Genomic DNA, 20,103 nt, shown 5'->3' on the forward strand with positions numbered 1-20,103 from the left:
GTTGGAATAGGTATCGCCAAAACGCCAGAATTCAAGCGCTGCCGAGGGCTTTCCGGCAGCGATTTTTCAACCCGGAATCAGCCAGCCGAACGCTCGGCGGATTCCATGGTGTTCACGAGGAGCATCGTAATGGTCATGGGGCCGACACCACCGGGCACGGGGGTAATCCAGCCGGCCACTTCCTTCACGCCGTCGAAGTCCACATCGCCGCAGAGCTTGCCGGCGTCGTCGCGGTTCATGCCCACGTCGATCACCACGGCACCGGGCTTGACCATGTCGGCGGTCAGCACGTTGCGCTTGCCGACGGCTGCCACGACCACGTCGGCCTGACGGGTCATCGCGCCCAGATCGGCCGTGCCGCTGTGGGTGATGGTGACCGTGGCGTTGGCGGCCAGCAGCATCATGGCCATGGGCTTGCCGACGATGTTGGAGCGGCCGATCACCACGGCGTGCTTGCCGCGCAGGTCCTTCATGCCGATGGATTCGAGCATCTTCATGCAGCCGTAGGGCGTGCAGGCCTTGAAGCCGACTTCCCCGACCATCAGCGCACCGGCGCTGGCCACATGGAAGCCGTCCACGTCCTTGGCGGGCGAGATGGTTTCGATGACCTTGTGATCGTCGATGTGCTTGGGCAGCGGCAGTTGCACGAGGATGCCGTGGATGCTCGGGTCGTTGTTGAGCGCTTCGACGCGGGCCAGCAACTCGGCTTCGGTCATCGTGGCTTCGTACTTTTCGAGCACGGAGTGGAAACCGGCTTCCTCGCAAGCCTTGACCTTGTTGCGCACATAAACCTGCGACGCCTGGTTGTCACCGACGAGGATCACCGCCAGACCGGGTGTGACGCCGGTTTTCGCCTTGAGCGCTGCTGCGCGTGCTGCGACTTCGGTGCGGAGTTGGGCGGAGAGGGCCTTGCCATCGATGATTTGGGCTGTCATGGTGCGGGGAACTTGAAAGAAACGAAAACGGAAGGTGAAAAAGAAAAAAGCTGCCGCGATTTTCAGGTCGCGGGCAGCTCTTGGTACTTTGCGGGGCTTTGTCCCTTGGGGGTCAGGCCTTTGCCGTGGGGCCAAGTGCAATCTTGAGCAGGTCGGCCACGGTGTTGGCGTTGAGCTTTTCCATGATGTTGGCGCGGTGCGCCTCCACGGTCTTGATGCTGATGCCGAGATCGTCGGCGATCTGCTTGTTCAGGCGACCGGCAACGATGCGCTCGAGCACCTGCGATTCGCGGCCGGTGAGCTTGGAGAGCAGGGCGTCGCGGCTGGCGGCTTGCTGGTGGCCGGTGAAGGCTTCGCGTGCGTGGTCGAGCATGCGTTCGACCAGCGGCACCAGTTCGTCTTCGTTGAATGGCTTCTGGATGAAGTCCAGCGCGCCTTTCTTCATGGTGTTCACGGCCATGGGCACGTCGCCGTGGCCGGTGATGAACACGATGGGCAGCGGCGAATTGCGCTCGATCAGGCGGTCCTGCAGCTCAAGGCCCGTCATGCCGCCCATGCGGATGTCCACGATCAGACAGGCGACTTCGCGGGGGTCGTAACGCGCCAGAAATGATTCAGCCGAATCAAAGCAACGTACGCGGTAGTCTTTGCCCTCCAGCAACCATTGCAGGGAATCACGTACCGCTTCGTCGTCATCAACGACGTAGATCGTGCCTTTTTTCGGGATCAAACTCATTCGATAGTCCTTGGCTTTGGCGTTGCTACAGATTCAGTAGTGGCAGTCGCTGTTGTCGTCAGCGGCAACCAGAAAGAGAACCGGCATCCGGTCACTTCTGTTCCATTGTAGATGTTCTCGGCATGCATTCGTCCGTGATGAGACTCAACAATGCTGCGACACAGATTCAGGCCGATGCCCATGCCTTCTTGCTTGGTCGAGAAAAACGCCTCGAACAAATGGGCCAGCACCTCGGGCGCGAGGCCCTTGCCAGTGTCTTGCACAGAGAATTCGACGACATTTTGCCCGTCCACCTGGCGCGGCACCACGCGCAATTCCACGCTGCGGCGTGCGGTTGGACGGTCAGCCATGTTGATGGATTCCGCGCCGTTCTTCATCAGGTTGATCAGCACCTGCTCGATCAGGATCGTGTCGGCCATCACCTTGGGCAGACGCGCGGCCACATAGTGCGTGAGACGCACGTGATTGCGGCGCAGCTCGATGTCGGCCAGTTCGACCGCTTCGTTCACGATGTTGTGTACATCGGCAAGCGACCGATTGGGCTCACTTTTCTTCACGAACTGGCGAATGCGCTGGATGATCTGGCCCGCGCGTTGGGCCTGATGTGCGGTTTTCTGCAGCACGGAAATCAGCATCTCCTCGCTGATCTGCTTGTTCTCGATGCGCGAGACCATGCCGCTGCAGTAATTGCTGATGGCCGCGAGCGGCTGGTTGAGCTCGTGCGCCACGCTCGACGCCATCTCGCCCATGGTGATCAATCGGCTCACCGATTGCGCGCGCTCGGCCTGACGGGCTGATTGCTCTTCGGCCAGACGGCGCGGCGTGATGTCGGTGGCAATCACCATCTGCGCGAGGCGGCCGTCCACCCAGTTGAGGTAGCGCGAACGCACTTCCAGCCACTTGCCGAGTTCGGGTCGGTAGATTTCGGCATTTTCCGAGCGCGCCGTGGTCAGCGTGTCGGTCGGCAGGCCCATGAGCCCGTCCTCGTCGTCGACGCTGGTGGGCTCTCGGGCGGGCAGCACGCCAGCCTGTGCAACCAGTTCCAGATGGCCGTCGGTCTGCGAGCCGAACCATTGGCGATACAGGCGGTTGGCGAACAGCAGTTCGGCGCTGCCCAGCGGCGCAACCGACACCGACGCATCGAGCGATTCCAGCACCACGGTGAAGCGTTCGTGCGATGCGGTGAGTTGCTCGCGAACGCGATTGGGCTCGGTGATGTCGGTCATCGACGTCATCCAGCCGGTCTGCTTGCCCTTGGCATCGACGAGCGGCGACACGTACAGACGCGCATCGAACAGCGAACCGCTCTTGCGCTTCACACGCGCCTGAAAGCCGCCCGGAACGCCCTTGCCGGACAACTCGTCGTTGGTCTTGGACTGGAAGGTTTCATGGTCCGTGTCGGGCCAGTAGGAATAGGGCGGCATCTGGCCGACAAGGTCCTGTTCGCTCCAGCCGGTCATCTGGCAGAACGCGGCATTCACGTAGGTGATGCGGCCCTGCATGTCCACAGCGCGCATGCCGGTGAGCATGGAGTTTTCCATCGCGCGGCGGAAGTTGGTTTCAGCCACCAGCGCCTGCTGTGCCTGCAGGCGTCGGCGCGTGTGCCGCCAGGTGGCGATCAGCAGCCAGCCGGTCATCACCGACAGCGCGCCCACCAGCCAGAACAACCCGCTGCCGATCACGCCCAGCGAGGTGCGATAGGCCTGCGCACGCAGCATCAGGCCGTTGCCCACGGGCGATACCGGCACCTCGTATTCGTTGGCGCGCACTTCGCGCGTGATCAGCGCCTTGCGACGCGGCTCCAGCGGCGTGCCCGCGAGGATCTGCCCGTTGCTGTCGAGCAGCGTGACGGCGTAGCGCGCCAGCACCTCGGTCGGCGTGCCGTAGCGCAGCAGGTTGTCGATGGAGTATTCGCTCAATACCACGCCCGCGAACTTGCCTTGCGAGGCCAGTGGCACCTGCAACTGCAGCAGCGGCGGCACATCGCCCTTGGTGCCCACGGGCTGCGAATACACCGGCTGCTGCATGTCGCGCGCCAGCGTGAAGGTGTCGGCCGCTTCGCCGCGCTTGATGGTCTCGCCCACCACGCGCAATTGGCTGCTCGAGAGCGTTGGAGCAGCATGGCTTGCACGAATGCGCAAGCGCTCGTCGATCCAGGTGACGGCCTGCAGTTCAGGATATTGACTGATCAGGGCTTCGGCGCGGCGATCGAATTCGGCACGGTCCAGATCCTGATTGGACAGATCGCGCGCGATGCGCATGACCTGTTCCTGACGCTCCAGCAGGCGCAGACGCACGCGCTGTTGCGCATATTCCACATCGCGCTTGAGCGCCTCTTTCTCGCGCTCGATTTCCTCGCTGCGCAAATACCAGAAAGAAGCCACGATGGCGGCAAGAAACATCAGCACAGCCGCCAGAGGCGCCAGAGCGGCAAAACGGTCCTGTCGCGTGGGCGAAAGGCTGCGCCACCAAGTACGCCACCAACGCACTGGGGTTTTCAAAGTTTCTGCTGGTGGTTTACCCGCATTGTCTGAGGCTGTCATGGACGAGAGTTTAAAGGAGCTTCGAGGGAGATTTCATAGCAAGAAAAAATGTGCGATTGCAGCAAAATTTCATAATATAAAAAGTCATGGCACCATTCGAAATTTCGCCAAAACTGTGCGAAACTCCGTGCAAATTTACGGTTTTAATGAGCTATTTCCACCAAGGAGGCATGGCATGACGGATGCAACACAGAACAAGTCTGGCAAGGCGATCGACCCACAAGAAACACGTGAGTGGATGGATGCGCTGTCTGCCGTGATCGATCGCGAGGGCGCCGACTACGCGCACCAGCTGATCGAAGAACTGCTGGAACACGCACGAGAGAGCAGCATCGACATGCCGTTCTCCGCCAACACCGGCTACGTGAACACCATTGAAACCGACCAGGAAGCCAAGTGTCCCGGCAACCTGATCATCGAAGGCCGTCTGCGCGCCTACATGCGCTGGAACGCCATGGCGATGGTGGTCAAGGCCAACCGCATTCATCCACCCGAAGGTGGCGATCTGGGCGGCCACATTGGTTCTTTCGCCTCGCTGGCCAACATGTTCGGTGCGGGCTTCAACCATTTCTGGCACGCCGAAGATGAAAACCACGGCGGTGACTGCCTGTTCATTCAAGGCCACGTTTCCCCCGGCATCTATGCCCGCGCCTACCTCGAAGGCCGCATCTCCGAAGAACAACTGCTGAACTTCCGCCAGGAAGTGGACGGCAAGGGTCTGTCGAGCTATCCGCACCCCAAGCTGATGCCCAACTTCTGGCAGTTCCCCACGGTGTCGATGGGCCTTGGCCCGCTGATGGCGATCTACCAGGCGCGCTTCCTCAAGTACCTGCACGCACGCGGCATTGCCAACACCGAGAACCGCAAGGTCTGGGTGTTCTGCGGCGACGGTGAAATGGACGAAGTCGAATCGCTGGGTGCCATCGGTCTGGCCGCTCGCGAAAACCTCGACAACCTCGTGTTCGTGATCAACTGCAATCTGCAGCGTCTGGACGGTCCGGTGCGCGGCAACGGCAAGATCATCCAGGAACTCGAAGGCGAATTCCGTGGTTCCGGCTGGAACGTGATCAAGCTCATCTGGGGCAAGGGCTGGGACGACCTGCTGGCGCGCGACAAGGACGGTGCGCTGCGCAAGATCATGATGGAGTGCAACGACGGCGACTACCAGTCCTTCAAGGCCAACGATGGTGCCTACGTGCGCAAGCATTTCTTCGGTCGCGATCCACGCACGCTGAAGATGGTCGAGCACATGAGCGACGACGAGATCTGGGATCTGCGCCGTGGTGGTCACGACTCGCAGAAGGTCTATGCCGCGTTCGCTGCAGCCAACACCCACAAGGGTCAGCCCACCGTGCTGCTGGTCAAGACCGTCAAGGGCTTCGGCATGGGCAAGATCGGTGAAGGCAAGAACACCGTTCACCAGACCAAGAAGCTCGGCGACGAAGACATCAAGGCCTTCCGCGACCGCTTCAACATTCCAATTCCGGACAGCCAAATCGCCGACATTCCGTTCTACAAGCCGGCCGACGACACCCCGGAAATGAAGTACCTGCACGAGCGCCGCAAGGCCCTCGGCGGCTATCTGCCGCATCGCCGCGAAAAGGCCGATGAGCAGTTCACCGTGCCGCCGCTCGACACCTTCAAGGCCGTGCTCGAAGCCACGCCCGAAGGCCGCGAAATCTCGACCACGCAAGCCTATGTGCGTTTCCTCACGCAACTGCTGCGTGACAAGGAAATCGGCCCGCGCGTGGTGCCTGTGCTGGTGGACGAAGCCCGTACCTTCGGCATGGAAGGTCTGTTTCGTCAGATCGGCATTTACAACCCGCACGGTCAGCAGTACACCCCGGTCGACAAGGACCAGGTGATGTACTACAAGGAAGACACCAAGGGCCAGATCCTGCAGGAAGGCATCAACGAAGCGGGCGGCATGGCCAGCTGGATTGCAGCGGCAACCAGCTACAGCCACAGCAACCGCATCATGATTCCGTTCTACATCTACTACTCGATGTTCGGATTCCAGCGCATCGGCGATCTGGCATGGGCTGCGGGCGACCTGCAAGCGCGCGGCTTCCTGCTGGGCGGCACCTCGGGCCGCACCACGCTGAACGGGGAAGGCCTGCAGCACGAAGACGGTCACAGCCACATCCTGGCCAACACGATTCCGAACTGCATCAGCTATGACCCGACCTTCGCCCACGAAGTCGCGGTGATCATGCACGAAGGCCTGCGCCGCATGGTGCAGAACCAGGAAAACGTGTTCTATTACCTGTCGCTGCTGAACGAAAACTACGCGATGCCAGGCCTCACACCCGGCACCGAAGAGAAGATTCTCAAGGGCATGTACATGTGCAAGTCCGGCGGCGCTGGCGACCTGCGCGTGCAACTGCTGGGCTCGGGCACGATCCTGCGTGAATCGTTCTTCGCACAGGAACTGCTGGCCAAGGACTGGGGCGTTGCCGCCGACGTCTGGAGCTGCCCAAGCTACAACGAACTGACCCGCGACGGCCAGGAAGCCGAACGCTGGAACATGCTGCATCCGCTGGAAACGCCGAAGGTGCCGTTCGTCACGCAAGAGCTGTCGAACAGCACCGGCCCGATCGTGTCGTCCACCGACTACATGAAGGCCTACTCCGACCAGATCCGTCCTTTCATTCCGAAGGGCCGCGTCTTCAAGGTGCTGGGCACCGACGGTTTCGGCCGCTCGGACTTCCGCGCCAAGCTGCGCGAGCACTTCGAAGTGGATCGCCACTACATCGTGCTGGCCGCGCTGACCGGTCTGGTGGAAGAGGGCAAGCTGCCCGCCCAGAAGCTGGCCGACGCGATTGCCAAGTACGGCATCAAGACCGAAAAGATCAACCCGCTGCACGCCTGATAGCCGAAGGGAGACACCAACATGGCATTGACAGAAATTAAAGTCCCGGACATCGGCGATTTCGCAGAAGTCGGCGTGATCGAACTCCTCGTGAAACCGGGCGATACCGTCACGGTCGAGCAATCGCTGATCACCGTCGAGTCCGACAAGGCATCGATGGAGATTCCTTCGAGCCACGCTGGCGTGGTCAAGGAACTCAAGGTCGCCGTGGGCGACAAGGTCAAGGAAGGCTCCGTTGTCCTGATGCTGGAAACCGCTGGCGAAGCTGCTGCTGCGGCTCCCGCACCGGCTGCTGCTGCACCTGCGCCAGCGCCTGTGGCAGCCGCTCCAGCGCCTGCCGCTGCGGCTCCTGCTGCTGCATCCGGCCCCATGGACATCAAGATCCCCGACATCGGTGATTTCAAGGACGTGGCCGTCATCGAGCTGCTGGTGAAGGTGGGCGACACCGTCACCGCCGAGCAATCGCTGTTCACCGTGGAATCCGACAAGGCATCGATGGAAATTCCATCGCCCGCCGCTGGCACGATCACCGCGCTGACCTTGAAAGTCGGCGACAAGGTGAACGTGGGCGACGTGATCGGTCAGATGAGCGCGCAAGGCGGTGCTGCCGCATCCGCACCAGCCGCAGCTCCGGCTGCTGCTGCACCAGCGCCTGTGTCCGCACCTGCTGCGGCTCCAGTGGCGGCAACTGCCGCAGTTCCTGCGCACAACCCCACCGTGCCGCCATCCGGCAGCCTGCCATACGCATCGCCATCCGTGCGCAAGTTCGCCCGCGAACTTGGCGTGCCGCTGGAAGAAGTCAAGGGCACTGGCAACAAGGGCCGCATCGTTGCAGAAGACGTGCAAGCCTTCACCAAGCAGGTGATGGCAGGCGCGGTGCAGACCAAGGCACAAGCGGCAGTGGCGCCCAAGGGTGGCTCCGGTGCAGGTCTTGACTTGCTGCCATGGCCGAAGGTCGATTTCGCCAAGTTCGGCGCAGTCGAGCGCAAAGACCTCTCGCGCATCAAGAAGATCTCGGGTGCCAACCTGTCGCGCAACTGGGTCATGATTCCGCACGTCACCAACAACGACGAAGCCGACATCACCGACCTCGAAGCCTTCCGCGTTTCCACCAACAAGGAAAACGAAAAGAGCGGCGTCAAGGTCACCATGCTCGCGTTCGTGATCAAGGCCGTGGTCGCTGCACTCAAGAAGTTCCCCGAGTTCAACACCAGCCTCGATGGCGACACACTGGTTTACAAGCAGTACTTCAACATCGGCTTTGCTGCCGACACGCCGAACGGCCTGGTCGTTCCCGTGCTCAAGGATGCCGACAAGAAGGGCATCATCCAGATCAGCACGGAAATGGGCGAACTCGCCAAGAAGGCGCGCGATGGCAAGCTCGGCGCGGGCGACATGCAAGGCGGCTGCTTCTCGATCTCGTCGCTGGGCGGCATCGGCGGCACCCACTTCACGCCCATCATCAACGCACCGGAAGTCGCGATTCTCGGCCTCTCCAAGGGCCAGATGAAGCCGGTGTGGGACGGCAAGCAGTTCGTGCCGCGTCTCACGCTGCCGCTGTCGCTGTCGTACGACCACCGCGTGATCGACGGCGCTTCGGCTGCGCGCTTCAACGCGTATCTGGGTGCGTTGCTGGCGGACTACCGCCGCATCATCCTGTGATCGAAGGGAGCAAGATTCATGGCAATCATTGATATCAAAGTTCCCGACATCGGCGACTTCGCAGACGTGGGTGTGATCGAATTGCTGGTCAAGGCTGGCGACAAGGTCGAGGTCGATCAATCCCTGATGACCGTCGAAAGCGACAAGGCCTCGATGGAGATCCCATCGAGCCACGCTGGCGTGATCAAGGAAATGAAGGTCAAGATCGGCGACCGCGTTTCCGAAGGCTCTGTGATCATCAGCATGGAAGTGGGCGCGGATTCGACTTCGCTGTCCGCTCCCAAGGGCGATGGCGTGGCGGCACCGGCTCCAGCATCTGCACCGGCTGCAGCGGCTCCTGCTCCCGCCGCAGCAACACCCGCAGCTCCCGCACCCGTCGCCAGCAACTTTGCAGGCACGGTCGATCTGGACTGCGATGTGGTTGTGCTCGGCGGTGGCCCCGGTGGTTACTCCGCAGCCTTCCGCGCAGCCGATCTGGGTTTGAAGGTCGTCATCATCGAGCGCTACAAGACGCTCGGCGGCGTGTGCCTGAACGTGGGTTGCATCCCATCAAAGGCGCTGCTGCACGTGGCGGCGGTGATGGATGAGGTCAAGCACCTCGACGTGGCGGGCATCAAGTTCGCAGCGCCCGAGGTCAACATCGACCAACTGCGCGGCCACAAGGAAAAGGTCATCGGCAAGCTGACCACCGGCCTTGGCGGCATGGCCAAGATGCGCAAGGTGACCATCGTGCGTGGCTACGGCAACTTTGTGGGCGCGAACCACATTGAAGTCGAAGAAACCACGGGCGACGGCCAGGACAAGACCGGCAGCAAGAAGGTCGTGCAATTCAAGTGCGCCATCATCGCTGCAGGCTCGCAAGCCGTGCACCTGCCATTCATGCCCAAGGATGAACGCGTGGTCGATTCGACCGGCGCGCTCGACCTGAAGGCGGTACCCAAGCGCATGCTGATCCTCGGCGGCGGCATCATCGGCCTCGAAATGGGCACGGTGTATTCCACGCTCGGCGCGCGTCTTGACGTCGTTGAAATGATGGACGGCCTGATGCAGGGCGCGGACCGCGACCTCGTGAAGGTCTGGCAGAAGATGAACGCGCCGCGCTTCGACAACATCATGGTCAACACCAAGACCGTGGCGGCCGAAGCAACGCCCGAAGGCATCAAGGTCACGTTCGAGCCCGCGAAAGAGGGCGTCACCGTGCCCGCGCCGCAGACCTACGACCTGGTCCTGCAAGCCGTGGGCCGCACGCCCAATGGCAAGAAGATCGGCGCGGAGAAAGCAGGCGTTTCGGTGACGGATCGCGGCTTCATCAACGTTGATATCCAGATGCGCACCAACGTGCCGCACATCTTCGCGATTGGCGACGTCGTCGGCCAACCGATGCTGGCCCACAAGGCCGTGCACGAAGCGCATGTGGCCGCCGAAGTCATCGCCGGTGAACTGCAAAACAATGCGGAACTCAAGGCCAGCGCCTTCAACGCCCGCGTGATCCCCAGCGTGGCTTACACCGATCCCGAAGTGGCGTGGGTAGGTCTCACTGAAGACCAAGCCAAGGCCCAAGGCATCAAGGTCAAGAAGGGCATGTTCCCGTGGGCAGCCTCCGGCCGCGCCATCGCCAATGGCCGTGACGAAGGCTTCACCAAGCTGCTGTTCGACGACTCCCCAGAAGCCCGCGGCCACGGCCGCATCCTGGGCGGCGGCATGGTCGGCACGCATGCGGGCGACATGATCGGCGAGATCGCGCTGGCGATTGAAATGGGCGCGGATACCGTGGATATCGGCAAGACGATTCACCCGCATCCAACGTTGGGCGAATCGATTGGCATGGCTGCGGAAGTGGCGCATGGCTCCTGCACGGACGTGCCGCCTGCGCGCAAGTAAGGCTTTGGTCTGGCATCAAAAAAAAAGCGGCTTAGGCCGCTTTTTTTGTTTGGAGATATTGGTGAGCCGCTGCACGCAGGCCGCTCGGAATCATCTGTCGCGGGACGATTTGACAGAGGGCACCTTTCGAGTCACGCATGGTTCACCAACCGTTTTCGTTGTCACCTTCCTTGGACTTTGGATCGCTGGGCCTGATGGGATTTCGGGCTTCCGCATCGGTGAGTGCGTTCTTTGCGTTGGCGGCAACTTTTTTAGCGTCTTCTGCTTTTGCCGCTGCGACAGTGGCGGACTTGGCTGCTTCGGCGGAGATCTTTTTTGCGTCATCGGCGGCGTTGTTTGCAGCGTCGGCTTTCTCCTTCATCTTGGTCGCATTCTCCACGTCGTTGCCACTCGCTGCATGGGCGGCCGCTCTCGTCGCGAAGGCGGCATCTTTTATCTTGTTGGCGGCAGATTTTCTTGCCTCGATGGCGGTTTTCGCTGCATCGTCGGCTGCTTTCGTCAGTTCGGTAGCGTCTTTCGAGGCAGCGCTGTTCGTCAGCATGGCTGAGGTCATAGCGAAGTTCTCTGCGGCAGAGTCCAAGATGCGCAATTGATCATTGACGACTGTTTTGTATTTATCGAAATCTAATTTAGTCGCTTGCTCCAAGTTTCTCATGATGTCATTGCCGCCCAATTTCCCGAGAGCTGCTTCCAAGTGTTTGAGCAACTCAGCTTTATGATCGACGAATGCCGAGAAGCTGTTGCTGGCATGGATTTTTTCGAGCATGTCGGTGGCGTTTTTTCTTGCGAGCTCTTTGGCAGCGGGTGATATCTCAGTAGGTTGAGGCGACTCCACACGTCCTCGTGGCGGTGAAAAGCGAGCAATGGATGGCTCTGCAGTACGCATGTTGCCCGTCACTTGCTCTGCAGCAAGCGAATTCACCACCTTGATCTCCAACGCGCTCAGCGGCTGGTCACTGCCGATATCGGGGCGAAGCTCTCTCATTGCGTTCAAGGCGTAAGTGGCAACCTCTTGCCCGTAACGCTCACTCAGCGCGTCGCTGAACGCCTGCCGTGTTGCCGGATGGGTATTGGTCATCCAACTGACCGCTTTCTTGAAGAAACTCTCGGCCTTGATCTCGGTGCCTGCCGAGTTCATACGGACATTGCCATCGGGATTGGCATTGGCCTTGTTCAAGAAAGCGTTGAGGTTCACGCCGCCGCCAGTGTTCTGAATTCCAACCATGTGAATTGCTCCCGAGTTGAGTGTGACGGATGAGTAACCAGCACCAAACCAAAGTTCCATGGAACGAATCCGCCTGGTCGGTTACTCAGGTTTCGGATTGACCAAGCCGCGCCTTGCTTGTCGGGCCGCTCAGGCGCTTTGCTTGGTGCATTGCCTCACCTTTGACAAGAACTGAAAGACATCGCTATGGAAACACTCATCAGCCACGTGTTGCTCGATTTCGGCAGGGCTCTAGGATTGGACGGATTGAAGCTCGATGACGACGATCATTGCTGCCTCAAATTCGACGACCTGGAGGTGCACATTCAGGCGACGAAGGAGAATTCGCAGGTGATGCTCTCCAGCACATTGCTCAAGACATCCGAGCCAACGCCCGCCGTGATGCGTCGTTTGCTGGCGGCCAACTACGGTATGTTGGGGACGAAGGGCTGCACGGTCGGCATTCATCCCGAAACTGGAGAGGTGCTGCTGGCGCGTCGATTCAGCAGCAATGGCTTGGAAGTGCTCGATTTCGAGGCGCTTTTGCAAGGCTTTCTGGAAACGGCGGACGAGACACAGGCGTTTCTGGCTTCGGCGGCGGAGACTGAAGCAGCGCCTGAATCCACATTCCAGATGCCCATGCACACCATGATCCGCGGGTAAGCCCTGAAGCTTGGGCGTTCACCGAAAGGCTTGACGGGCGAAGCGGGCACTATCATCTTCCCCAATTCTTTGGATGGTGAAGATGATGATGACGATGTTCAGGACGACAAAAAACCTGCTGGCAGCCGCAGCGCTGCTGGCTGTGAGCAACGCGGCCTTGGCGGCTTACCCTGACAAGCCGATCAAGCTGATCGTGCCGTTTCCACCCGGTCAGGCGACCGACATCTTTGCGCGGGCGCTGGCGGATCGGTTGGGGCAAAAGCTCGGTCAGCCGTTGGTCGTGGAGAACAAGGCGGGGGCGGGCAGCAACATCGGTACGGAATTCGTCGTGCGCGCCGAGCCGGATGGCTACACCTTGCTGGTGGCCGGCAGTGCGATGGCGGTGAATCAGACGCTTTACAAGAAGGTCAATTTCGATCCGCGCAAGGACTTGCAGGGCATCAGCATGATCGCCAAGGTGCCGCTGGTGTTTCTGGCCAATCCGCAAACCGGTCTGAAGGATATGAAGGATCTCGTCGGGAAGGTGCGCGCCGAGCCCGGCAAGTGGAGCTATGCCAGCGCGGGCGTGGGTGGCACGCAGCATTTGAGCGGCGAGATGGTCAAGGCCCGCGCCAAGCTCGATCTGATGCATGTGCCCTACAAGGGAAGCGGTCCGGCGCAGGCGGATTTTCTGGGCGCTCAGGTGCCGCTGATGGTCGACTCGGTGACGGCGGCGCTCGCCAACATCCAGGCGGGCAAGGCGATTCCCTTGGGCGTGACGTCGTCCAAGCGTTCCAGCCAGTTGCCCAATGTGCCGACGATTGCCGAATCCGGTCTGCCCGAGTTCAAGGGCTTCGAGGCCGTGGGTTGGCTGGGTTTGATGGCTCCCAAGGGCACGCCCAAGGCGATCATCGAGAAGCTCAACCACGAGGCCGTGGAAATTCTCAAGAGCGACGAGATGCAGAAATTCATCCGCGACCGGGGCTCCGAACCCGATCCAAGCACACCGCAGGACATGGACAAGTTCGTCGCCAGCGAGATCGTGGAATGGGGCAAGGCGGTGAAGCAGTCGGGGGCTTCGGCGGATTGATGTTGGGGGCCCGGAGCAGGCGCTTTTTGCTCCGGGTGACTGCTGTTTGGAGAGGGCAAATACGCCGCGTCTCCGGGCGTGGATTTATCGCGCTGGCTCCAGCAACTTGGCCAGCATGTCCTTGGTGGGATAACCATCGGCGGGCAAGCCCACGCTTTTCTGATACTCACGCAGACCTACGCGGGTTGCCGGACCGGCCACACCATCGGGCGTACCAGTGATAAACCCCTTCGCATTGAGCGCCTCCTGCAGCGCCTTCACTTCGGCGCGCGACAGCGGCTCCAGATCACGCGGCCAGGTGGACGCAAGACCCGGTCCTCCGTCGATCTGCTGGGCGATCAGGGCGACTGCGAGCGCGTAGTTGTTGGAGTTGTTGTACTTCAGCAGCGTGCGAAAGTTGTTGCCCACCAAGATGGCTGGGCCCCGTGCACCAGCTGGCGTGATGATGGATGCATCGTCAAGATTCGGTAGCGGGCTGCCATCGAGACTGCGCACGCCTTCGGCGGCCCAGGTGGATGCGGGCTGAACCACTTTGATCTCTGCGCGGGCGTAGTCGAAACGGCTGGGCAAGCGCACTTCGGCGCCCCAGACCTCTCCGGTCTTCCAGCCGGATTGCGCGAGGAAGTTGGCGGTGGAGTTGATCACATCAGGAATGCTGCCCCAGATGTCGCGCTTGCCGTCGCCATCGGCGTCGACGGCAAAGCGCTGATAGGCGGAGGGCAGAAACTGTGTGTGGCCCATGGCGCCGGCCCAGGAGCCCAGCATCTGGGACGCGGGAATGTCGCCGCGATCAATGATCTTGAGTGCAATCAGCAACTCCCGGCTCGCCCATTCGTAGCGGCGGCCGTCGTAGGCCAGCGTCGCCAAAGCATCCACGGCGCGGAAGCTGCCGAAGTTCTTGCCGAAATTGCTCTCCATGCCCCAGATGGCTGTGATGACGGACGCCGGAACGCCATAGCGCTGCTCGGCGGCATTGAACGTGCGTTGGTATTTGCGAATCAGCGCCTTGCCTTGATCGATGCGCACTTGCGAGACCGCGCCGTCCAGATAGGCCCATGGTGGACGGGTGAACTCGGGCTGGGCGCGGTCAAGCTCGACGATGCGCGGAATGAACTGGGCGTTGCTCAGACTGCCCCGGATGGTCTTGTCGCTGAGACCCGCGTCACTCGCGCGTTGCTCGAAGCTCTTGAGCCATTGGGCAAAGCTCTGATTTTTGGCGGGGCCTGTGGGCGCTGGCAATTCGGGCGCTGGGGCTGGTGCGGCGATCGGCACCGGAGCGGGCGCAGGGACGGGAGTTTGTGCGGATGGGGCGATGGGCGCAGGAGCGGGTGCCGGAACGGGAGCTGGCGCTGTGACGGCGACAGGAGGCTTGGGGGCGCTCTTGGGAGTCGAACTGCAGGCACTCAGCAGAATGGTCAGCGCGATGGCTCCAGCGGAGGGCTTGGCCAGTTGTTGGAGACGTTTGGCTGACAGCGGACGGGATTCTGGGTAAATGACGTGCATCCGTCTATTGTGCAAGCTGTGCAGGCATACTTGACGCCTGCTAGCCTCTGACTGCAATTTTTTACATGCACACTTTCCTCTGGCACGACTACGAAACCTTCGGTGCCGACACGCGCCGCGACCGTCCGGCGCAGTTTGCGGCCATTCGCACTGATGCGGATTTGAACGAAATCGGCGAGCCGCTGATGATCTACTGCAGGCTGTCGCCGGACTATCTGCCCGATCCGGTGTCGTGTCTGATCACTGGCATCACGCCGCAGCTTTGTCTGGAAAAGGGCTTGCCCGAGGCCGCGTTTGCCGCGCGCATCGAGACCGAGATGGCGCTGCCTGGCACCATCGGCGTGGGCTACAACACGATCCGTTTTGACGACGAGATCACGCGCTTCATGTTCTGGCGCAATCTGATCGACCCGTATGCACGCGAGTGGCAGAACCAGTGCGGGCGTTGGGATCTGCTCGACGTGGTGCGCATGACGCGCGCGCTGCGTCCCGACGGCATCCATTGGCCGACGAATGAAGAAGGGCAGGTGAGCTTCAAGCTGGAACTGCTCACCAAGGCCAACGGTCTGGTGCACGAGGCGGCGCACGATGCGCTGTCCGACGTGCGCGCGACGATTGCGCTGGCGCGGCTGATTCGCACGCATCAGCCCAAGCTGTTCGAATACGCGCTGAGTCTGCACAAGAAGGACAAGGTGATCACCGAGTTGCGCCTGCCTGCGTCCATCGATCAGGCAAGGCCGTTTCTGCATGTCTCGGGCATGTTCCCGGCGGATCGCGGCTGCATCGCGGTGATGTTTCCGATTGCCCAGCACCCGACCAACAAGAACGAGGTGCTGGCCTGGGACTTGTCGCAGGACCCGCGTGAACTGGCCGATCTGGATGTGGAGACGATTCGCCTGCGCATGTTCAGCCGCACGGCCGATCTGCCGGAGGGCGTGACGCGTCTGCCGATCAAGACGATTCATCTGAACAAGTCGCCCATGGTGGTGGGCAATGTGAACACGCTGAGTGCCCAGATGGCCGAGCGTTGGGGCATCGATCTTCAGACCGCTGCGCAGAACGCGTTGTTTGCGCGCGAGTTGCCCGACATGAGCGCGATCTGGAAGGACGTCTTCAAGCGTCCTGCGCAGGAAGCGGTGGACGTGGATCAGGACCTCTACGGCGGCTTCGTCGGCAATGAGGATCGACGCCGTCTGAACCATCTGCGCACCTTGTCGCCCGAAGAGCTGGCCACGACCCGCACGGGCTTTGACGATCCGCGCTTGGGCGAGATTTTCTGGCGTTACCGCGCGCGCAATTTCCCGCAGACTTTGTCGCCCGAAGACCTGGAGCGCTGGGAGTCTTTGCGCCACGACATGTTGGTCGAAGGCGTGAGCGGCACGCGCACGTTCGATGCGCTGTTTGCGCAGCTCGACGAGTTGGGTGCGAACACGGAAAGCGAGCGCGATGCGGGGCTGCTCGAAGCTGTGTATGACTACGCCGAATCGATCTCGCCCGATCTGGGTTGATCTCCCACTTTGGGTTTTTTCAGCATGAGCCAGCCCGAATCGATTGCGTTGAATGCGCCTGAAGCAGGTGCGCTGCTGGCCGCTTTCATGGATCAGCATCCGGGCCTCGTCGTGCTGACCGGCGCGGGCGTGAGCACGGCCAGCGGCATTCCCGATTACCGCGATCTGAAGGGGCAGTGGAAGCGCCCGCAGCCGGTCACGTTTCAAGCCTTCATGGGCAGCGAACACACGCGCCAGCGTTACTGGGCGCGCAGTCTGGTAGGCTGGCGCACGTTCGGGCAAGCCAGGCCGGGCGCGGCGCATCGCGCCTTGGCCGATCTGGAGCACACGGGCTGGATCGATCTGCTCGTCACCCAGAATGTCGACGGCTTGCATGAAGCGGCGGGCAGCAGGGCGGTGGTCGATCTGCATGGGCGGCTCGACACCGTGCGCTGCATGGATTGCGAAATTCGCTTTTCGCGCGCGCTGTGGCAGGACGCGCTGGTGGACAACAATCCCGGCTGGGCGCAGCGCACCGCGTTGTCCGCACCCGATGGCGATGCTGATCTGGAAGCAGTCGATTTCTCCAGCTTCGTGATTCCGCCTTGCCCGCATTGCGGCAAGCACATGCTCAAGCCCGATGTCGTGTTCTACGGTGAATCCGTGCCGCGTGAGCGCGTGGAGCGCAGCATGCAGGCGGTGCAGAATGCGCGCGGCGTGCTGGTGCTGGGCTCTTCGCTGATGGTGTATTCCGGCTACCGATTCGTGCTCGCCGCGCAGGAGGCTGGCATTCCCGTGGCTGCGGTCAATCGCGGCACAACACGCGGCGACGCGGTGTTTGCCTTGAAATTGGATGCGGATGTGGGCGAAACACTGCAAGCTGCCGCCTCCATCCTACAAGGCTGAGCGCCAAACCTTGGTAGCGTTTCTCTTTGCGCTGAAAACGCCCATGTGTGCCAGCGCGGCTTCCGTTTTCGAACACAACACCAAGAACCAATCCGACCATGCGTGGTGACCAGAACAATCCGGCGGATGCTTCGGCCAAAGCCTCAGCGCGAGCACGTCGCGAAGCCGAATCCAACACCAGTGCCAACACCAGCCACCGGGCACCCAAGCGCGCTTCTGCGATGGAGTTGCCGCTGGCAGGCATCCGCGTTTTTCTGAGTCTGGGCATTGCTGCGCTGGTGATTGCGGCGCTGTTCTTTGGTCGCTCCGTGCTGGTGCCGCTGGCGCTGGCGGTGCTGCTCAGTTTTGTGCTGAATCCGCTGGTGGTGGTGCTCAAGCGCTGGGGGGTGCCCAAGATTCTTGCGGTCGTCAGCGTGGTGTTTGCTGCTTTGATGGTGCTGGGTGTGGCGGGGCTTTTTGTCGGCAACGAAGTGCGCGGATTGAGCGAGCAACTGCCGTCCTACCAATCGAACATCCGTGCCAAGCTGCGTGATCTTCGCACGCAGATTCGTGCGCCCGGCATGTTCGAAGGTGCGAAGAAAACCTTCGATGTGGTGCAGCGGGAAGTCGAGGCCGCGAGTGCCGAATCTGCACCTGCCAAGCGCGTGCAGCGGGTGCAGGTCGTACCCACCGAGAAGTCTTCCATCGATCAGGCCAAGCTGGCGCTCGAGGGTGCGATGGGGCCGCTGTCCGACGCCGCTTTGGTGCTGGTGTTCGTGATCTTCATCCTGCTCGACCGCGAAGATCTGCGCGACCGCATGCTGCGCCTGTGGGGCCAGAATCTGCACCGCGCCACCGATGCGATGGATGAGGCGGGCGAGCGCATCTCCAAGTACCTGAGCATGCAGTTGCTGGTGAACGTGAGCTACGGCATTCCGATGGCGGCGGGGCTGTGGCTGATCGGCGTGCCGGGTGCGCTGCTGTGGGGCGCGCTGGCATCGGTGATGCGCTTTGTGCCGTATGTGGGGCCGATGATTTCCGCGGTGTTTCCGCTCGCACTGGCGTTTGCTGTCGATCCGGGTTGGGAGCTGGTGCTGTGGACTGCTGCGCTGATCGTGGTGCTGGAGCTCATCAGCAACAACATCATCGAGCCTTGGCTCTATGGCTCCAGCACAGGGCTATCCGCCATGTCGCTGATCGTCGCCGCGACGTTCTGGACGGCGATGTGGGGCCCCATCGGGCTGATCATGTCCACGCCACTCACCGTGTGTTTGCTGGTGATCGGCAAGTACCTGCCGCAACTCGCGTTTCTCGACATTCTGCTGGGCAGCCAACCGGTGCTCGACGAGCCCACGCGCATCTACCAGCGCCTGCTGGCGGACGATCCCGACGAGGCCAGCGAGATCGCGATGCAAATCGTGCAGGAGAACGACGATTCCGTTCAGGCTTTCTACAGCAATGTGGGTGCTTCGGTGCTGCGCATGGCCGTGGGCGATCATTCGCAGGCGGCGACGGCGGAGCACCGCTTGCGCGTGGTCGATGGCATGGACGAGGTGCTCGACGAACTGGAAGAGCAGTATCCCTCCACGCGCCAACCCGGCGCGCCGCGCGTGCTGAGCATGGGCGGCAAGTGGGAGATCGACCAGCTCGCGGCGCGCATGGTCGCGCATTGCCTGGAACTCGACGGACATGCCGTGCGCTGTGTGGGCAGCGATGTGCTCTCCAATCACTCCGCCGTGGAGCGCCCGCAGATGCTGCGTGGCGATGTGGTCTGCGTGAGCTGGATGTCCACCGAGCCCTATGCTGCCGCGCGCAATCTGTGTCGCCGCATTCGTCGTGCATGGCCGCATGCGCGCATCGTTTTGCTGCTGTGGAATCTGCCGCAGGACATGTCAAAGGAGCAGTCCAGAGACCAGCTCCGCGACCAAGGTGCCAAGCTGGGCGCGGATGAAATCACGACCACGCTGGATGCGGCGGTGGCCCAAGTGCGTTCGCTGCTCGGCGATTCGAGCGCGCAGGCGTTCGAGCCCGCGCCCATGCCGAAGAACGAGGAAAAGCGCATCAAGGCGCTTGAGGTCAGCGGCGCGCTGCAAAGCGAACATTTCAAGCAGGTCAGCCAGCAAGTCGCCAAGCGCGCGGCGGACATCTTCGACATTCCGCTGGCTGCCGTCGGATTGATCGATCGAACGCAGGAACACGTCATCGCCATGCACGGCGGTCTGACCGACGACGATGCGCTGCCGGACGAGGTGCCGCGCCGTTTTCAGCACGCCCACAGCCGCGATGAGGCGCTGGCATCGTTCGTGGTGGCAGACGATGACATGCTGCAGGTCGAAGACCTGAAACACGATCGCCGTTTTGCAGGCAACGCCGCGTTCAACAGCGTCGGTGTGCGCTTCTACGCTGCTGCGCCGATCCGCGACAAGGCGGGCCAGGTGCTGGGCGTGCTCTGTTTGGCAGACACCAACCCGCGAGAACTCGACAGCCGTGAAATGCGCTTGCTGCAAGCCATGGCCAACGATGTGATGGAAGAGTGGAAAGGCATCGATCTGCCCGAGCCCGAAGTGGAGCGACCACCCAACTCCGCAACGGTGGGGCAGGCTGTGCCGAACTGACGGTTCGTTTGCCATCTCGCGCCCTGTACGCTGCCAGCAGAATTTTTC

At 61.5% G+C, this 20,103-nt stretch carries 13 protein-coding genes; 8 read left to right on the forward strand and 5 right to left on the reverse strand.

Annotated features, from left to right (window positions below; all coding sequences use genetic code 11):
• Nucleotides 1-77: 77 nt before the first annotated feature.
• The 3 genes from folD to G7048_RS22275 form a co-directional block, all read right to left on the reverse strand.
• Nucleotides 78-935 carry a bifunctional methylenetetrahydrofolate dehydrogenase/methenyltetrahydrofolate cyclohydrolase FolD gene (gene folD / locus G7048_RS22265; RefSeq protein ID WP_166070230.1) on the reverse strand — a complete coding sequence of 286 codons (858 nt, stop codon included), beginning with the start codon at nucleotides 933-935 and terminating at the stop codon, nucleotides 78-80.
• Nucleotides 936-1,047: 112 nt separating this feature from the next.
• The gene (locus G7048_RS22270; RefSeq protein WP_166070231.1) at nucleotides 1,048-1,671 is read right to left on the reverse strand and encodes a response regulator transcription factor; all 624 of its coding nucleotides are present in this window, start codon (nucleotides 1,669-1,671) and stop codon (nucleotides 1,048-1,050) included.
• Complete coding sequence (locus G7048_RS22275) at nucleotides 1,668-4,214, reverse strand: PAS domain S-box protein (RefSeq protein ID WP_166070232.1); 2,547 nt, start codon at nucleotides 4,212-4,214, stop codon at nucleotides 1,668-1,670. Before G7048_RS22275 ends, G7048_RS22270 begins: the two co-directional genes overlap by 4 nt.
• Nucleotides 4,215-4,389: 175 nt before the next feature.
• On the opposite strand from G7048_RS22275, the gene aceE reads away from it, so the two are divergent.
• Genes aceE through lpdA form a run of 3 tightly spaced genes read left to right on the forward strand, consistent with a single transcriptional unit; the run spans nucleotide 4,390 to nucleotide 10,629 of the window.
• Nucleotides 4,390-7,086 carry a pyruvate dehydrogenase (acetyl-transferring), homodimeric type gene (gene aceE / locus G7048_RS22280; RefSeq protein WP_166070233.1) on the forward strand — a complete coding sequence of 899 codons (2,697 nt, stop codon included), beginning with the start codon at nucleotides 4,390-4,392 and terminating at the stop codon, nucleotides 7,084-7,086.
• A 21-nt stretch (nucleotides 7,087-7,107) separates the two neighbouring features.
• Nucleotides 7,108-8,748 carry a dihydrolipoyllysine-residue acetyltransferase gene (gene aceF / locus G7048_RS22285; RefSeq protein ID WP_166070235.1) on the forward strand — a complete coding sequence of 547 codons (1,641 nt, stop codon included), beginning with the start codon at nucleotides 7,108-7,110 and terminating at the stop codon, nucleotides 8,746-8,748.
• Between the two features lie 18 nt (nucleotides 8,749-8,766).
• A complete protein-coding gene (gene lpdA, locus G7048_RS22290; protein WP_166070236.1) occupies nucleotides 8,767-10,629 on the forward strand; it encodes a dihydrolipoyl dehydrogenase in 1,863 nt (620 codons plus the stop codon).
• 142 nt (nucleotides 10,630-10,771) lie between these two features.
• Here the strand turns inward: lpdA and G7048_RS22295 are convergent, their stop codons facing one another.
• On the reverse strand, nucleotides 10,772-11,914 hold the full coding sequence (locus tag G7048_RS22295) for a hypothetical protein (RefSeq protein WP_166070237.1): 1,143 nt from the start codon (nucleotides 11,912-11,914) through the stop codon (nucleotides 10,772-10,774).
• A 147-nt stretch (nucleotides 11,915-12,061) separates the two neighbouring features.
• On the opposite strand from G7048_RS22295, the gene G7048_RS22300 reads away from it, so the two are divergent.
• Both G7048_RS22300 and G7048_RS22305 read left to right on the forward strand, forming a co-directional pair.
• Nucleotides 12,062-12,496 carry a type III secretion system chaperone gene (locus G7048_RS22300; RefSeq protein ID WP_166070238.1) on the forward strand — a complete coding sequence of 145 codons (435 nt, stop codon included), beginning with the start codon at nucleotides 12,062-12,064 and terminating at the stop codon, nucleotides 12,494-12,496.
• Nucleotides 12,497-12,590: 94 nt separating this feature from the next.
• Nucleotides 12,591-13,565, forward strand: coding sequence for a tripartite tricarboxylate transporter substrate binding protein (locus G7048_RS22305; RefSeq protein WP_166070239.1), 975 nt, complete (start codon nucleotides 12,591-12,593; stop codon nucleotides 13,563-13,565).
• Between the two features lie 84 nt (nucleotides 13,566-13,649).
• Here the strand turns inward: G7048_RS22305 and G7048_RS22310 are convergent, their stop codons facing one another.
• Entirely contained in the window at nucleotides 13,650-15,068 is a 1,419-nt protein-coding gene (locus G7048_RS22310; protein WP_166070240.1) for a lytic murein transglycosylase, read from the reverse strand.
• Nucleotides 15,069-15,133: 65 nt separating this feature from the next.
• Here G7048_RS22310 and sbcB point away from each other — a divergent pair, with 65 nt between their 5' ends.
• From sbcB to G7048_RS22325, 3 genes are all read left to right on the forward strand, one after another.
• Nucleotides 15,134-16,576 (forward strand): exodeoxyribonuclease I, encoded by a 1,443-nt coding sequence (gene sbcB, locus G7048_RS22315; protein WP_166070241.1) that lies wholly within the window; start codon nucleotides 15,134-15,136, stop codon nucleotides 16,574-16,576.
• A gap of 24 nt (nucleotides 16,577-16,600) precedes the next feature.
• Entirely contained in the window at nucleotides 16,601-17,461 is an 861-nt protein-coding gene (locus tag G7048_RS22320; protein ID WP_166070242.1) for an NAD-dependent protein deacetylase, read from the forward strand.
• Nucleotides 17,462-17,559: 98 nt separating this feature from the next.
• Nucleotides 17,560-20,055 carry an AI-2E family transporter gene (locus G7048_RS22325; protein ID WP_166070243.1) on the forward strand — a complete coding sequence of 832 codons (2,496 nt, stop codon included), beginning with the start codon at nucleotides 17,560-17,562 and terminating at the stop codon, nucleotides 20,053-20,055.
• The last annotated feature ends 48 nt before the right edge of the window (nucleotides 20,056-20,103 follow it).

This window comes from Diaphorobacter sp. HDW4B (genome assembly GCF_011305535.1).
GTDB lineage: Bacteria > Pseudomonadota > Gammaproteobacteria > Burkholderiales > Burkholderiaceae_C > Diaphorobacter_A.

Excerpts from the sequence above, each read along its gene's own strand:
- G7048_RS22320 (WP_166070242.1), top strand. The coding sequence starts at position 16,601 with ATGAGCCAGCCCGAATCGATTGCGTTGAATGCGCCTGAAGCAGGTGCG.
- G7048_RS22295 (WP_166070237.1), bottom strand. The coding sequence starts at position 11,914 with ATGGAACTTTGGTTTGGTGCTGGTTACTCATCCGTCACACTCAACTCG.
- folD (WP_166070230.1), bottom strand. The coding sequence starts at position 935 with ATGACAGCCCAAATCATCGATGGCAAGGCCCTCTCCGCCCAACTCCGC.
- lpdA (WP_166070236.1), top strand. The coding sequence starts at position 8,767 with ATGGCAATCATTGATATCAAAGTTCCCGACATCGGCGACTTCGCAGAC.
- G7048_RS22275 (WP_166070232.1), bottom strand. The coding sequence starts at position 4,214 with ATGACAGCCTCAGACAATGCGGGTAAACCACCAGCAGAAACTTTGAAA.
- aceF (WP_166070235.1), top strand. The coding sequence starts at position 7,108 with ATGGCATTGACAGAAATTAAAGTCCCGGACATCGGCGATTTCGCAGAA.
- sbcB (WP_166070241.1), top strand. The coding sequence starts at position 15,134 with ATGCACACTTTCCTCTGGCACGACTACGAAACCTTCGGTGCCGACACG.
- G7048_RS22305 (WP_166070239.1), top strand. The coding sequence starts at position 12,591 with ATGTTCAGGACGACAAAAAACCTGCTGGCAGCCGCAGCGCTGCTGGCT.
- G7048_RS22310 (WP_166070240.1), bottom strand. The coding sequence starts at position 15,068 with ATGCACGTCATTTACCCAGAATCCCGTCCGCTGTCAGCCAAACGTCTC.
- G7048_RS22325 (WP_166070243.1), top strand. The coding sequence starts at position 17,560 with ATGCGTGGTGACCAGAACAATCCGGCGGATGCTTCGGCCAAAGCCTCA.
- G7048_RS22270 (WP_166070231.1), bottom strand. The coding sequence starts at position 1,671 with ATGAGTTTGATCCCGAAAAAAGGCACGATCTACGTCGTTGATGACGAC.
- aceE (WP_166070233.1), top strand. The coding sequence starts at position 4,390 with ATGACGGATGCAACACAGAACAAGTCTGGCAAGGCGATCGACCCACAA.